General features: G+C 67.6%; 12 protein-coding genes, 2 pseudogenes and 1 other annotated feature. Of the genes and pseudogenes, 8 read left to right on the top strand and 6 right to left on the bottom strand.

The window, feature by feature from the left end:
* The first annotated feature begins 99 nt into the window (after window positions 1–99).
* From LG274_RS04090 to LG274_RS04070, 5 genes are all read left to right on the top strand, one after another.
* A complete protein-coding gene (locus LG274_RS04090; RefSeq protein ID WP_343281976.1) occupies window positions 100–825 on the top strand; it encodes a response regulator transcription factor in 726 nt (241 codons plus the stop codon).
* Window positions 822–1,991, top strand: coding sequence for a HAMP domain-containing sensor histidine kinase (locus tag LG274_RS04085; protein ID WP_343281977.1), 1,170 nt, complete (start codon window positions 822–824; stop codon window positions 1,989–1,991). Before LG274_RS04090 ends, LG274_RS04085 begins: the two co-directional genes overlap by 4 nt.
* Before the next feature lie 71 nt (window positions 1,992–2,062).
* The gene (locus LG274_RS04080; protein ID WP_404465565.1) at window positions 2,063–2,392 is read left to right on the top strand and encodes a heavy-metal-associated domain-containing protein; all 330 of its coding nucleotides are present in this window, start codon (window positions 2,063–2,065) and stop codon (window positions 2,390–2,392) included.
* Between the two features lie 75 nt (window positions 2,393–2,467).
* Window positions 2,468–4,708, top strand: a complete 2,241-nt coding sequence (locus LG274_RS04075) for a copper-translocating P-type ATPase (RefSeq protein WP_404465563.1) — start codon at window positions 2,468–2,470, stop codon at window positions 4,706–4,708.
* A gap of 59 nt (window positions 4,709–4,767) precedes the next feature.
* Window positions 4,768–5,478 carry a DUF305 domain-containing protein gene (locus LG274_RS04070; protein WP_041290833.1) on the top strand — a complete coding sequence of 237 codons (711 nt, stop codon included), beginning with the start codon at window positions 4,768–4,770 and terminating at the stop codon, window positions 5,476–5,478.
* A gap of 255 nt (window positions 5,479–5,733) precedes the next feature.
* Here the strand turns inward: LG274_RS04070 and LG274_RS04065 are convergent.
* From LG274_RS04065 to LG274_RS04040, 6 genes and pseudogenes are all read right to left on the bottom strand, one after another.
* A protein-coding gene (locus LG274_RS04065) for an IS3 family transposase (protein WP_404464938.1) occupies window positions 5,734–6,959 on the bottom strand; the annotation gives its coding sequence in 2 pieces (ribosomal slippage) (window positions 5,734–6,686 and window positions 6,686–6,959; 1,227 coding nt in all).
* Window positions 6,586–6,687 (bottom strand) — a sequence feature (AL1L pseudoknot). Its footprint overlaps the gene before it by 102 nt.
* A gap of 14 nt (window positions 6,960–6,973) precedes the next feature.
* Window positions 6,974–8,137: pseudogene (locus tag LG274_RS04060) on the bottom strand (IS3 family transposase).
* Between the two features lie 79 nt (window positions 8,138–8,216).
* Window positions 8,217–9,382, bottom strand: a protein-coding gene (locus LG274_RS04055) for an IS3 family transposase (RefSeq protein WP_248126795.1) whose coding sequence is annotated in 2 segments (ribosomal slippage) — window positions 8,217–9,106 and window positions 9,106–9,382 — 1,167 coding nt in all. Because the reading frame shifts where the segments join, the coding sequence is not laid out codon by codon here.
* Window positions 9,383–9,816: 434 nt separating this feature from the next.
* On the bottom strand, window positions 9,817–10,287 hold the full coding sequence (locus LG274_RS04050) for a MarR family winged helix-turn-helix transcriptional regulator (protein ID WP_404465560.1): 471 nt from the start codon (window positions 10,285–10,287) through the stop codon (window positions 9,817–9,819).
* Entirely contained in the window at window positions 10,284–10,562 is a 279-nt protein-coding gene (locus LG274_RS04045; protein ID WP_404465558.1) for an FAD-dependent oxidoreductase, read from the bottom strand. Before LG274_RS04045 ends, LG274_RS04050 begins: the two co-directional genes overlap by 4 nt.
* Before the next feature lie 223 nt (window positions 10,563–10,785).
* Window positions 10,786–11,502 (bottom strand): FAD-dependent oxidoreductase, encoded by a 717-nt coding sequence (locus tag LG274_RS04040; protein ID WP_404465556.1) that lies wholly within the window; start codon window positions 11,500–11,502, stop codon window positions 10,786–10,788.
* Window positions 11,503–11,724: 222 nt separating this feature from the next.
* Between LG274_RS04040 and LG274_RS04035 the strand changes: the two genes are divergently transcribed.
* From LG274_RS04035 to LG274_RS04025, 3 genes and pseudogenes are all read left to right on the top strand, one after another.
* On the top strand, window positions 11,725–12,324 hold the full coding sequence (locus LG274_RS04035) for a recombinase family protein (protein ID WP_404465554.1): 600 nt from the start codon (window positions 11,725–11,727) through the stop codon (window positions 12,322–12,324).
* 1 nt (window position 12,325) lies between these two features.
* Window positions 12,326–13,711 (top strand): annotated as a pseudogene (locus tag LG274_RS04030) (Mu transposase C-terminal domain-containing protein).
* On the top strand, window positions 13,712–14,518 hold the full coding sequence (locus LG274_RS04025; RefSeq protein WP_404465552.1) for an AAA family ATPase: 807 nt from the start codon (window positions 13,712–13,714) through the stop codon (window positions 14,516–14,518).
* Window positions 14,519–14,533: the final 15 nt, after the last annotated feature.

Genomic DNA, 14,533 nt, shown 5'->3' with positions numbered 1-14,533 from the left:
CGCCGGGATGGGGCGGTTTGCCTTGAAGATTCGATGAAGATTCCCCGCCCCGGCACCGTTCTGAGCCGCCGGGGCGCGAGACAGAGCGAGACTGGACCCATGAACTCTGGCACTGGCACTGGGACTGACACTGGGACTGGTCCGGCGGCCGGCCGGGTGTTGGTGGTCGATGACGAGAAGCCGCTGGCGCGCATGGTGGCCACCTACCTGGAGCGGGCCGGCTACGAGGTGGCCCTCACCCACACCGGCCCGGCCGCAGTGCAGGCCGCCCGGGTTCACGAGCCCGACGTGATGGTCCTGGACCTGGGCCTGCCCGGGCTGGACGGGATCGAGGTGTGCCGGCGGGTGCGGGCCTTCTCCGAGTGCTATGTGCTGATGCTCACCGCCCGCGGCGATGAGCACCACCGGTTGGAGGGATTGGCGGTGGGGGCCGATGACTACATCACCAAACCCTTCAGCGTCCGGGAGCTGGTCGCCCGGGTGGGGGCGGTCATGCGCCGGCCGCGCACAACGGTGTCAGCCCCCGAACCGGAACGGGTCTGCGGTGACCTGGTCATCGACCTGGCCGCCCACGAGGCCCGCGTGTCGGGCCAGGTGGTGCAACTAACGCGCACGGAGTTCGACCTGCTGGCCGCCTTGTCGGGGCGCCCGCACCAGGCCGTCTCCCGGCGCCAGATGATCGATATCGTCTGGGACCCGGCCTGGGTGGGCGATGAACGGCTCGTGGACGTGCACATCAAGAACCTGCGCCGCAAGCTCGACGCGGACCCGGCCCGCTATATCGACACCGTCCGCGGGGTCGGCTACCGGATGGCGGAGCAATGACCGGCCGGCGGCGCTACCAAGGATTAGCGGCCCGGTTCTTTTTCGCCCAGCTGCTGGTGGTGGGGGCCAGCGTGCTGGCCGCGGTGGTGGTGGCCTCCCTGGCCGGCCCACCACTGTTCCACGAGCACCTGGAACAGGCCGGGGCCGGACACGATGCAGCCCAGGTGCTGCACGTGGAGCAGGCCTACCGGGACGCCAACTTCTGGACCCTGGGCGTGGCCCTGGCCACGGCCTTGATCTGTTGTCTGGCATTGACCTGGCATGTCGCCCGCCGGATCCAGAGTCCGATCAACGCCCTGACCCAGGCGGCCAAGGCCATGGCCGGTGGACGGTACGACACCCGCGTGCCGGCCATGGGCGCCGGCACCGAGGTGGAGGAGCTGGCAGGGTCTTTCAACACCATGGCCGCACGGCTTCAGCGCACCGAGGACACCCGTCGACGGATGCTCTCGGACCTGGCCCACGAGCTGCGCACCCCCGTCTCCGTGCTGACCGTCTACCACGAGGCCCTGCAAGACGGGGTGTCCCACTGGGACGAGCCCACCGGTGAGCTGATGGGCGAGCAGCTGGCCCGGTTGACCCGGCTGGTGGAGGACATCAACGACGTCTCCCGCGCCGAGGAGGGCCGGATCGAACTGGACCGCAGCCCCCAAGGGGTCAGCGGGCTGCTGCATGCCGCGACCGAGGCCCACAAGGAGGCCTACGCCACCAAGGGCGTGGCCCTGACCATGGACGCCGATCCGGGCCTGGCCGTGGACGTGGACCGCCAGCGCATGGGCCAGGTCCTGGGCAACCTGCTCACCAACGCCCTGCGCCACACCCCGGCCGGGGGCCGGGTCACCCTCGAGGCCCGACAAAGCCCGTCCGGGGTCACGCTCAGCGTCACCGACACCGGGGAGGGGATCTCTCCCGAGCACCTGCCGCACGTCTTCGAACGCTTCTACCGCGGGGACACCGCCCGCGACCGTGACCACGGCGGCTCCGGGGTCGGCCTGGCCATCTCCCGAGCTCTCATCCAGGCCCACGGCGGCACCCTGAGCGCCACCTCCACCACGGACGGGGCGACGTTCACCATCGACCTGCCCACCAAGCAGCCCCCCGACCAGCCCACCTACCGGCGCACCCGTTTATCCACCGTGAACACCGGCGCTCCACCCCTTGAATAATACCCCCGGGGGGTATATACCAAGAGGAGAGGCGCCGTCCGGCGCCGCCCTCAGACCTGAAGGAGACCGTCATGACCGAATCCGCCCGCACCCCGCTGCCGGGGGCCACCAACGGCTGCTCGTGCTGCGCCCCAGCCGCCGACGCCACCGCCCCCGCCGGGCGCCAGAGTGCCGACTCAACCGGGACGAGCGCCGGCGACGCGACCTACCAGGTGGAGGGCATGACCTGCGGACACTGCGTGGGCTCCGTCACCGAGGCCGTGAGCGCCCTGGACGGGGTGGACGATGTCCGGGTCGAACTGGTCGCCGGCGGGGCCTCCCCCGTCACCGTGACCGGGCCCGCCTCCGCGGACTCCGTGCGGACGGCCATCGAAGCGGCCGGCTACCGCGTCCGGATCTAACCGACACATCCCCTCGAGGTCGGCGCCCCACCGCCGAGCCGGTCGCCGAACAGACCGCCGAGCAGAAGGAACACCATGAGCACCCCGCACCACCACGATCACCCCACCGACCAGACCGCCGAACACCCAGACCCGAACCCCCACGCCGGCCACGCCAACCACACCGACCATGCCGCCCACCACCCCGCGGACGCGGCCACCCACGGGCAGGCCATGCCCCAGGGCCACGCCCACTCGGCCCTGGACGAGGAGCACCAGGTCCATGACCACGGCAAGCACGCCGGGCATTCCACCGCGATGTTCAAGAACCGGTTCTGGGTCTCGCTGGTGCTGTCACTCCCGGTGGTGTTCTTCAGCCACATGGTCGGACAACTGCTGGGCTACCACGTCCCTGAGTTCCCCGGTTCGGCGTGGATCGCCCCGGTGCTGGGCACCGTGATCTACCTCTACGGCGGCGCCCCCTTCCTCAAGGGCGGACTCACCGAGGTGCGCTCCCGCCAGCCGGGGATGATGCTGCTGATCGCGATGGCCATCACCGTGGCCTTCGTCGCCTCCTGGATCACCTCCCTGGGCATCGGGGACCTGATGCTGGACTTCTGGTGGGAACTGGCCCTGCTGGTGACCATCATGCTGCTCGGGCACTGGATGGAGATGCGCGCCCTCGGCGCGGCATCCTCCGCCCTGGACGCCCTGGCCGCGCTGCTGCCGGAGAAGGCCGAGAAGATCGTGGACGGAGACACCGTGACCGTGCCCGTCGGCGAGCTGGCGGTCGGGGACACCGTGTTGGTGCGCTCCGGGGCCCGCGTGCCGGCCGACGGGACCATCCTGGAAGGCGCCGCGGAGTTCGACGAGTCGATGATCACCGGCGAATCCCGGGCCGTGGCCCGCACCGTCGGGGAGCGGGTGGTGGCCGGGACCGTGGCCACCGACAACACCGTGCGGGTGCGCATCGAGGCCGTCGGTGCCGACACCGCTCTGGCCGGGATCCAGCGGATGGTCGCCGACGCCCAGGAGTCCTCCTCCCGGGCCCAGGCGTTGGCGGACCGGGCCGCCGCGTTGCTGTTCTGGTTCGCCCTGGGGGCGGCGATCATCACCGCGATCGTGTGGACCGTGATCGGTCAGCCCACCGATGCGGTCACCCGCACCGTGACCGTGCTGGTGATCGCCTGCCCGCACGCCCTGGGCCTGGCCATCCCGCTGGTGATCGCGATCTCCACCGAACGCGCCGCCAAGGCCGGGCTGCTGATCAAGGACCGGATGGCCCTGGAGAAGATGCGGACCATCGACGTGGTGCTCTTTGACAAGACCGGCACCCTGACCGAGGGCGCCCACGCCGTCACCGGTGTCGCCGCGGCGCCCGGCATTTCCGAGGCCGAGCTGTTGGCCTACGCCGCCGCGGCCGAGGCCGACAGCGAGCACCCGGTGGCCCGGGCCATCGTCACCGCCGCCACCAGTCATGCCGAGGCCGCCCGGTTGGGCCTGCGCGGCACCGGATTCCAGGCCGCCACCGGCCGCGGGGTCACGGCCACCGTGGCCGGGGCCGAGGTCCTCGTCGGCGGGCCGAACATGCTGCGCGAGCTCACCCTGGACACCCCCGAGGCACTGGCCGCCGATGTCCGGGCCTGGACGGATCGGGGGGCCGGGGTGCTGCATGTGGTCCGCGACGGGTCCGTTATCGGCGCGGTCGCCGTGGAGGACAAGATCCGCCCCGAGTCCCGGGCCGCCGTGGCCGCCCTGCACGCCCGGGGGGTCAAGGTCGCGATGATCACCGGCGACGCCCGCCAGGTCGCCGAGGCCGTGGCGCGGGATCTGGGCATCGACGAGGTCTTCGCCGAGGTCCTTCCCCAGGACAAGGACACCAAGGTCACCGAACTGCAGGCCCGGGGCCTGTCCGTGGCCATGGTCGGGGACGGCGTGAACGACGCCCCGGCCCTGGCCCGGGCCGAGGTCGGCATCGCCATCGGCGCCGGCACCGACGTGGCCATGGAATCGGCCGGCGTGGTGCTGGCCGGCAATGACCCCCGTGCCGTGCTATCCATGATCCACCTGTCCAAGGCCAGTTACACCAAGATGATCCAGAACCTGGTCTGGGCCACCGGATACAACGTGCTCGCCGTCCCGCTGGCCGCCGGCGTGCTGGCCCCGATCGGCTTCGTGCTCTCCCCCGCGGTGGGCGCGATCCTGATGTCCGTCTCCACCATCGTGGTGGCCCTCAACGCCCAGCTGCTGCGCCGCACCGACCTGGACCCGGAGCACCTGGCTCCTCTCGAGCACCCCCGGTCGCAGGCTGCCCTTCAGCCGGCTGCGGTTTCCTGATCTCGCCCCTTGGCGTGAACCCTGATGTGAACCCTCAACCCACCATGAAAGGACCCACCATGAAACGCACCATGACGCTGACCGCCCTGACCCTGGCCTCCGCCCTGACCTTGACCGCCTGCGGCACCGGGGCCCAGGACGAGAACGCCGGCGCTGAGGCCTCGGCCACCGCGACCGGCTCCGCCCCCGCCGCCACCCCTGCGGCCACGGACACCGCGACACCGTCCGCCACGGAATCGGCTACTAGCTCGGCCACCGGTTCGGCCGAGGAGGTCTCCGCCGAGCACAATGACGCGGACGTGATGTTCGCTCAGATGATGATCCCGCATCACCAGCAGGCGGTGGAGATGAGCGAGATGCTGCTGGCCAAGGATGAGATCCCGGCCGAGGTGGCCGAGTTCGCCCAGAAGGTCATCGACGCCCAGGGCCCGGAGATCGAGCGCATGAACGCCATGCTCACCGCCTGGGGTGAAGACCCCGTGGACATGGGAGACATGGGCGGTATGGAGGGCATGGACCACGGCGGGATGTCCGGGATGATGTCCGAGGAGGACATGGCCGCCCTGGAGCAGGCCCAGGGCACCGAGGCCGCCCGGTTGTACCTGGAGCAGATGACCGCCCACCACCAGGGCGCCATCGAGATGGCCCAGGACGAGGTCGAGGGCGGGCAGACCCCGCAGGCCGTGGCCCTGGCCGAAAAGGTCGTCGCGGACCAGCAGGCCGAGATCACCGAGATGGAACAGATGCTTCAGGAGCTGCCCGCGACCTGACCGGCATCGCCGCACCACAATCCCAAGGAGGGCCCGTTCGGTGGACGGGCCGTCCTTGGAGGTGTGGTGCCGTCAGCGGATGATGGGCCGCCCTGGGTGAGGCCGGCCCCTGCTTCGACGACAGGAGGGCCATCCCTTAGGGCGGGTCTGCCGTGAGTTTGGTTGACACGAGTTATCAGGCGGCGGCAGCCGCCTGGACTGATTGAACCATCTCGAACTCGACGGGGGTGAAGCGCCCTGGGTTTCGTTCCGAGGTCAGGACGCAACGGGCGCTGAATCCTGGTCGTGAGTGTAGGCCGCCTCGACCTCCACTGGAGTGCGGTAGCCGAGCGCTTCGTGGAGACGCTGCGTGTTCCACCAGTGCACCCACCCCATGGTGGCCAGCTCGACCGCCTCGACGGACTCCCAGATCCGCTTGGAGTGGATGAGCTCGGCCTTGTAGAGCCCGTTCACGGTCTCGGCCAGGGCGTTGTCGTAAGAGTCGCCCACGGTGCCTACCGAAGCCGTCACCCCGGCGGTGATGAGCGCGTCCGAGTACGCCAAGCTGACGTACTGGCTTCCCCGATCCGAGTGGTGGATCAGGCCCTGCCGCCCGCGGGTAGCGCCGGTGGAGACCAGTGCGTGCTCGAGGGCGAGCAACGGCAGCCCCGCGGTGTGCAGGCTGCCCGAGACCGCCCATCCCACGACGCGCCGGGAGTAGACGTCGGTGATGAAAGCGACATAGCAGAACCCGCCCAGGATCCTGACGTAGGTGATGTCAGCGACCCACAGCTGGTTCGGCCGCTCGGCGGTGAAGCAGCGCTCCACGAGGTCAGGACGAGCATCCGGCTCGCCTGCCGGCCTCGTGGTGATCGGCTTGCGGCCGCGCCGAACCCCTTCCACGCTGGCGAGCTTCATCAGGCGGGCGACCTGGTCCCGGCCGATCTCCCACCCGGCGCGGCGCATCGCATGGTGCATCTTGCGCACCCCGTAGACGCCGTAGTTCTCCGCATGGATCCGCTTGAGCTCCTCGATGAGGATCGTATCGCGCAGGGCCCGAGCGGAAGCCGGTCGACTCTTCACGGCCCGGTAGCCGCGGGAGGTGATGAACCCACATTCCGTCGCACGCAGGGTGCGACAGATGGCCTCGACCCCGAATTGATCGCGGTGTTCGTCGATGAACGCGATCATCTCGTCGTGGGGCGGTCGAGCTCCCTGGCGAAAAAAGCCGAGGCGGCTTTGAGGATCTCGTTCGCACGCCTGGCTTCAGCGAGCTCACGTTTGAGGCGCTTGTTCTCCTGCTGCAGATCTTCTCCCGCCGGCGCCTGGGTGATCTCGTGGCCGTGGCGGTTGCACCACATGCGCAGCGTCTCTTCACCGACTCCGACCTGCGGGGCGATGGCTCGGATGGAGTGCGAGCGAGGCCCTCCTTGAGCGGCTTGGCGTTCCAGGACCATCCGCACAGCGCGCTCACGCAGCTCGGGGGTGTACTTCTTGGGCATGTTCCGATTCTCCTTCAGTTGGATCGGAACGAAACCCAGAGCGCTTCAGGGGTGAGTCTCCCGAGACGGGCCTGCCTACGACGGCGGTGATAGGTCCGCTCGATCCAGCTCACGATCGCGAGCCGGAGCTGGTCGAAGGACTGCCAGCGACGCCGGTTCAGCACGTTCTTCTGCAACAGCGCGAAGAAGGATTCCATCGCCGCGTTGTCCCCAGCAGCACCGACCCTGCCCATCGACCCGACCAGGCCGTTGACCCGCAGCGTCTCCACGAATCGCCTGGATCGAAATTGCGACCCACGATCCGAATGCACACGGCAGCCCTGGACGCCGGCTTTTCCTCCGCGCCGGGCCAGAGCCATCTGCAGGGCCTCCACGGCCAGCTGCGAGCTCATCCGCCGGTCGATCGAGTAGCCCACGATCCGGTTCGAGAACACGTCCTTGACCGCGCAGAGGTAGAGCTTGCAAGTCCCCGGCCCAATGCTCTGAGATGTCCGTGAGCCACAACTGGTTCGGCTTCTCAGCGCGGAACTGACGACGAACCAGATCATCATGAACGGCAGGGCCAGGACGCTTGCCCGAGCCGCGGCGGATCCAGTGGCAGCAGCGGACACGCACGAGCCGGCAGGCCTTCAACGTCTGGTGGTCCGATACGGCCAGGCCACGGTCGCGGAGCTTCTCAGCCAGGAACCGGTATCCGAACTCCGGGTCATCAGCATGGGCATCGAGGTCGGCGTTGGCGGCATGCGCGTCGGACCATTCCCGCGCGCTGACAGGTTCGGCCGGCCACTGGTAGTAGGCCTGACGGGTGAACCCGAGGACCTGGCAGGAGAGTTTCACGGGGATCCCGTCGCGGGCCAGGTCCTTCACGACGGGATAGGTCATTGTGGGGACTGACCCAATTTCAGGTTCGCCTGCGACAGATACGCGGCGGCGCGGCGTGGGACCTCGTTCTCCATCTCCAATTCACGGTTGCGGCGCTTGAGCGCCTTCAGCTCCTCGTTCTCAGCTTTGGTGATGGCCGGCCGGATCCCGGCCTCGACATCGTCTTGGGCCAGCCAGCGACGCAGGCAGGAGGCGGTGATGCCGAAGTCCTTCGCGACCTGCGCGATCGGCATCTGGCCCTTGCGGGCGATCGCGACCACGTCTTGGCGGAACTCTCGGGGGTATGCAGCGGGCATGAGGCCATCCTTCCAGCAGTCCATCCCGGGACCACAGATCAGATGACCTGACCTATGGCCTGGTTTCCACTCTCGATCACTAGCTTCCGGTGGTTGCGAGTGCCTGCGGGGTGCGGGCGAGGTCGTAGTCGTTCGGTGTCGCGTACTCGAGTGAGGAGTGTCGGCGGTGGCGGTTGTAGAACACCTCGATGTACTCGAAGATCGCGTTCGCGAGTTCGATCCGGGTCTTCCACTTCTTCCGGTTCAGCAGCTCGATCTGCATGCTCGACCAGAACGATTCCATCATCGCATTGTCCAGGCCGTCTCCCACGGTCCCGAACGAGGGCAGCAGGCCCGCGGAGCGGATCTTCTGCGTGAAGACCCAGGAGGTGAACTGGACTCCGTGGTCTGCGTGCACGATCCCTCCAGGATCTGGCTGGCGTGCTCGAATGGCCATGTCCAGGGCGTTGACGACCAGGGTGGAGTCCTGCTTGGAGTCGATGGCCCAGCCAATGATTTTGCGGCTGCAAGCGTCCAGGACCGCGGCGCAGTAGACCTTGCCTTCGCGGGTGGGATGCTCGGTGATGTCGGTGACCCACAGTTCGTTGAGTTCGAGGCGATGGAATTTCCGGTTCACCAGGTCGTCTGCGGTGGCGACTCCCTTGAGGCGCTTGATGCGGGCCGGCCCAGGGAGTCCTCCGATCCCCGCGCGGGTCATGAGGACCCAGACGAGTCGGCTCGAGCAGGGAATTTTCATGCCCATGGTGAGCTCTGCGTGGATCCGGCGGTAGCCGTAGGTGCCACGAGAGGCGATGTGGATCTCGCGGATCAGTCCAGTCAGCCAGCGTCGGCGGAGCTCGGTGGCGCTGGTGGGACGCTTCCGGTAGCGGTAGTAGCCCTGGCGAGAGACGCCCAGAAGGCGGCAGCAGGTGTGCACTGGAGCTCCGGCGTCGACGAGTCTGTCGATCACCGGGTGCGCCCTTTTGGGTCCACTCCTCCCTCCTCGTCGAGCCATGTCGCAGCGCGGCGGAGGATCGCGATCTCCTGCTCGAGCTGCCGGACGCGACCGCGAGCCGCGCGGAGTTCGGCAGACTCGCGACTGCTGAGTCCAGACCGGCGGCCGTGGTCGATGTCGTCCTGTCGGAGCCAGGTGTGGAGGGTGACCTCGTGGATACCGAGGGCCTGCGCGGTCTGCTTGACCTGTCGGCCTTCGCGGACCAGAGCGATGGCCCGGGCACGGAACTCTGGAGGGTACGGGCGGGGCATGCGATGAGCCTTCCATGAAGACCATCGGCTAGCGACGTCAACTGGAAACCGACCCATAGGTCAGGTCAAGATGTCAACCAAACTCACGGCAGACCCTCGCCGCGAGTCAAAGGTGAGCACATCCAGCGCGAGCCGAGCGCGACAGGCAAGACCGTTTCGGGCCGAGGCGACGCTGTGGTTCCAGCACGACGGGGCCACGGGGGCGGAGGTGGCCCTCGACGAGTCGTGGGGGTCGGGGGAGGATGGTCCGATGGAAGCGAGCACACAGGCACTGCTGGCCGGTCCGCGGGGGCGGCGTCTCTGCCTCGAAGCGGCGAGGGCGCTCAGCCCGCGGGTCGCGGACCTGGTGTGTGGAGTTGATAGCTCGGTGGCGGCGTTGTGTGGCCGCTATGTGACGGTGATCCACGACGACCGCTGCGGCTTCAACGACGTCGTCAGCGAGGCGCTGTCGCTGGTCCGGTCATGGCCAGGTTCTCACGCAGTTGGGCGAGCTGTGCGGCAAGAGAGCTCGCTGCATCCTCTGTGAGCTGCAGGTTAGCGGGCTCATTGAGGGCGACGATCGATGGCCATGCGGCGTCGAGGGCAGTTCGTCCCTGATCGGTGATTGTGAGGTGAGATGGTCGCCCACGGCCCTCGGTACTGCCGCGGATGAGGCCGCGGCGCTGGAGCTTGTTGACGGTAGCGGTAAGCGCTTGAGGGCGAATATGGAGTTGGCGCGCGATCTGCGCCTGCGTGATCCCAGGGTCATCGGTTGTGCACGCCAGCACGCCGAACTCGGCCGTGCTGATCCCCGCGGCTCTGGTTGTCCGCTCGAGATGACGTGCGGCTTCACGCGCAGTTTGCTGCAATTCCCACAGCACCAAGACAAGGTTGGGGTCACCTCCTGATCGGAGCGCCGCCTTCATGGCGTGCCGCGATAGCGACGCTGTCCCCACGCACCCGCGACGCTCAGCAGAGGTCGGGCCAGGGCTTGCGCTGGTCGATGACGCAGAACGTTGATTACTCGCACGGGACCAAGGGACTCACGGATCGCTGCGCGGGCCCGGGGTGATATAGAACGCTGGTAGCGGGCGAGTGCGGAGTGTAACGGGGCGCCATCCAGATGCTCGGTGATGGCATCAACGAGGTCGGCGGCATCACAGATGGCCGTCGACGCACCCCGACCGCCGGTCGGTGGCATCGCGTGGATCGCATCTCCGAGCCCCGTGACACTGCGAGGCGTCCAATCTGCGATCGGTCCGGATGGGTTTGCCGCCCGGAACCTGAACGCTGCAACACGTTCGAGGTCCGAGGCCGACACGTGCTCGGTTAGCCAGGGCGACCATCGCGTGAGCAACGCGCCCGCCTGCTGGACCAGGTCACCTGCCGATGTGTGTCGGGTGCCTCTGAGGCTCTCGCTGCGGTTAATCGTGCCCCAGATAAGAGCTGGCCCGCCGGTCAAAGCCGCAACTGTCGGGTCGGTCGCAGGTCGCGAGGGGGGGGTTGTAGATCGAGAGGAAGACGCCGGTGCCGTCGGCCCCGAACGCCAAGGCCGGACCCCGGCGCAGGTAGGTCGGCGGGTCGTCTGTTCCGAGCGGTGCCCATCCCGCAATACCGGTGAGACCAAGATCGCGGGTGGGCGACGTGCCGAGGAACGAAGAGATGACCGTCGAATTTGCGCCGTCGGCGGCCACCACAAGGTCACCATCAACAACGGAGCCATCTGAAAGCGTGACCGCTGCACCCGTGTCATCCTGTGCTACATCGCGCACTGTCGATCCAAATCGGATCGAGGCGCTGATGTCCCTCGCAAGCAGGACTCTCAGCACTTGGCGTTGCGCCAAGATGCGGTCCTGTCCGGTGGGTTCAGCCGCGACCACGATCGGACGCAATTGGGAGTCCGCGATGGTGAACTGCTCGAACGCGCTCCCGGTGTCTGATACCAGCCGGATTTCTTCCATCAGCGCCCCTGGGATCAAATCTGCGAGTGCGCCGCAGGCTTCATCGTTGAGGCTAATGCGATACCCGCCCGTCTCCGCGGCAGCGACATCCTGCTCTACAACTACGACCTCAGCCTTCCCCGAGAGTCCGTGTGCCAGCGCGAGACCACCCATACCTGCCCCACACACGATGATCCTCATGCCGCAATAGTATCAAGAGGTTGATTCTCCGCTCGATGGTTCTTGCATATCCGGCCGGATGACCAAGCATCTCGTGAAGGTACAGTTTTGTGAGACATCCGCTCGGGTGGCGGGCGGATCGTCTCGAGCTGGGCACAGTTGGCCGGAGTGTCTCGAGAAGTCGTCGCACCGTTTTTGTCTCAGATCTTCCGACGGACCGATTTTATGGGGCATCATGTGGTAATGAGGCTTCTGGGGTACACGCGAGTGTCGACGGCGGGGCAGGACCCGGCACTGCAGCTCGACGCTCTCCTTGCCGCCGGCGTGCAAAAGCGGGACGTGTTCTCGGACGTGACATCCGGGGCGAAAAGCGCAGCGGAGCGTCCGGGCATGAAGAAGCTCTTGGCCTACGCGGAGCCTGAGGACACGGTGGTGGTCTGGCGGATCGACCGACTGGGCCGGTCGCTGATCGACGTGCTCAACACCGTGAACCTGCTGAGGGACAGCGGCGTGAAGATCCAGTCGGTCTCCGACGGGATCGATCCCGAGACGTCGTCGGGCCGGCTCATGCTCGGGATGCTGGCAACACTGGCGGAGTACGAACGCGAGCTGATCACCGAGCGCGTCAACGCGGGAATCGCAGCAGCCCGGGCCCAGGGCACGAGATTCGGCCGGCCGCCCGTGAACCCGGAGGTCGTGGATCGCAAGCTCGCGATCGCTGCCGAAGAGAGAGCGAAGGGGCGCACCGCTGAGGAGGCGGCGCGCCTGGTGGGATGGTCACGGGCGACGCTCTACCGCCACCAGCGGGACGCCGCCGCTCGCGAGAGCATCGCGCAGGCGTGACATGGACGGGCCGCAGAAGTGGAAGATCCTGCGGCTCCACGTCGAAGACGGCATCCCACTGGCGAGCCTCGCTCGGGAGACCGGAGTGGGAGAGCGAACGCTCTCGCGTTGACACAGCCTCTACCGGACAGGTGGCATCTCGGCTCTTGAGCGGGCGCAGCGCGCCGATGCCGGCGTGCGTCGGACCGCGCCTGAGCTGCTGGCGTTCGTGGAGCACCTGGCTCTGACCACGCCTCGCCCGACCATCGCGACGCTGCACCGCCTGGCCGTAGCCGAGGCTGCACAACGAGGCGTGAGCACGCCGAGCTACGCGACGGTGCGGTCGGTCGTGCAGGCATTGGATCCAGCGATGGTGACGCTCGCGCTTGAGGGGCCAGCGTCCTACCGGGATCGCCACGAGCTCGTCTTCCGCCATCGCGCAGAGCACCCCAATGCCCTGTGGCAGGTCGACCACACCGAGCTCGACATCCTCATCTAGGACCCCAGCGGGAGACCATCCAGGCCCTGGTTGACCACGGTCATGGACGACTTCTCGCGGGCGATCTGCGGGTACATGGTCTTCGAGGGCGCGCCCTCGGCGATGAACACCGCGTTGGCGCTGCGCCAAGCGATCTGGCCCAAGAGCGACCCCGCCTGGCCGATGTGCGGCATCCCGGACGTGCTCTACGTCGACCATGGCCGCGACTTCACCAGCCATCATCTCGAGTACACCGCGATCACGTTGAAGATCCGCATCATCCACTCCGCCGTCGCCCGCCCCCAGGGCAGAGGAAAGATCGAGCGGTTCTTCCACACCGTCAACACCGAACTGCTCGCGACCCTGCCCGGGCGCCTCACCCCTGGACACCCACACCCCGTGCCGGTGCTGGACCTTCCTGGTCTCGACCGAGCCGTCGGGGAGTTCGTCGGCCAGTACAACCAGCGCACGCACACCGCGATCCGCACGAGCCCGGAGGTGGCCTGGATCCCTGAGGGATGGCTGCCGCGACTCCCCGAGAGTCTCGAAGAGCTCGACGGGCTACTTCTGCGGGTCTCCAAGCATCGCACCGTCCAGCGCGACGGGATCCACTTCCAAGGCCAGCGCTACCTCTCGCCCACGCTCGCCTCGTTCGTCGGGCGCACGGTCACCATCCGCTACGACCCCCGGGACCTGTCCGAGATCCGGGTATACGACCACGACTCCTTCGTATGCACAGCGATTGACGAAGCCCACCCCAACCAGCGCTACAGCCTCCATGACATCGAAACCGCCCGACGAGCCCGCCGCCGGCAACTGCGCAAAGACATCAACGACCGCATCCCCACGACTCCACGACCCCCTGACGACCCGCCCGCTCCCGCGCGACGGCCCAGGAAGCGCCTGAAGACCTACGAAGAGGACGAGTAGATGAACCGCGACTTCATCGTCACCAAGGAACACCGCCGCTTCACCGAGTTCGCCGGCGCCATCCGCAAGGACGTCACCATGGGCATCTGCCACGGCGAGGCCGGGGTCGGCAAGACGGAGTCCGCCCGCCGGTACGCCCACTGGGACACCCTCGAACCCTTCATCCAAGCCTGGGGGCCACGCAGCGAGGCCGACCTGAAACACTACGCCGCCGCCCACCGCTCCCGCACCGTGTTCTACACCCCAGAGGTCCTCGCCAAGCACCGCGATCTCATGCGCGACATCGAGTTCTACCGCGGCAAGGTCGGAGTGCTGATCTACGAGCATCTCTGCGCGATCGGGAAGATCACGACCACCGAAGTTCCCCGCACCATCGACTTCACCGAGCTGATCATCATCGACGAGGCCGAACGTCTCACGCCGACCTCACTCGAGCTACTCCGAGACCTCCACGACCGCCACCACGTCGCCCTCATGTTCATCGGGATGCCCGGCATCGACCAGCGGTTCCGCCACTACCCCCAGCTCTACAGCCGCCTCGGGTTCTCCCACCGCTACCGCGCCCTCGCGCGCGAGGAACTGCTGTTCGTCCTGACCCGCCACTGGAAGCGCCTCGGCCGCACCCTCGACCCCGAAGACTTCACCGACGCCCAGGCCATCGCCGCGATCGAACGCATCACCCGAGGCAACTTCCGCCTCCTCGAGCGCCTCTTCCCCCAAATCGGACGCGTCCTGAAGATCAACCAACTCGACACCATCACCGACGACGTCATCGAAGCAGCCGTCAGCACCCTCATCACCAGCTAACGCCACTCACCCCCA

This window comes from Micrococcus antarcticus (genome assembly GCF_044872765.1).
Classification (GTDB): domain Bacteria; phylum Actinomycetota; class Actinomycetes; order Actinomycetales; family Micrococcaceae; genus Micrococcus.
The sequence above is the reverse complement of the archived record's forward strand: the minus strand, read 5'-3'. Positions and strand labels throughout refer to the sequence as shown.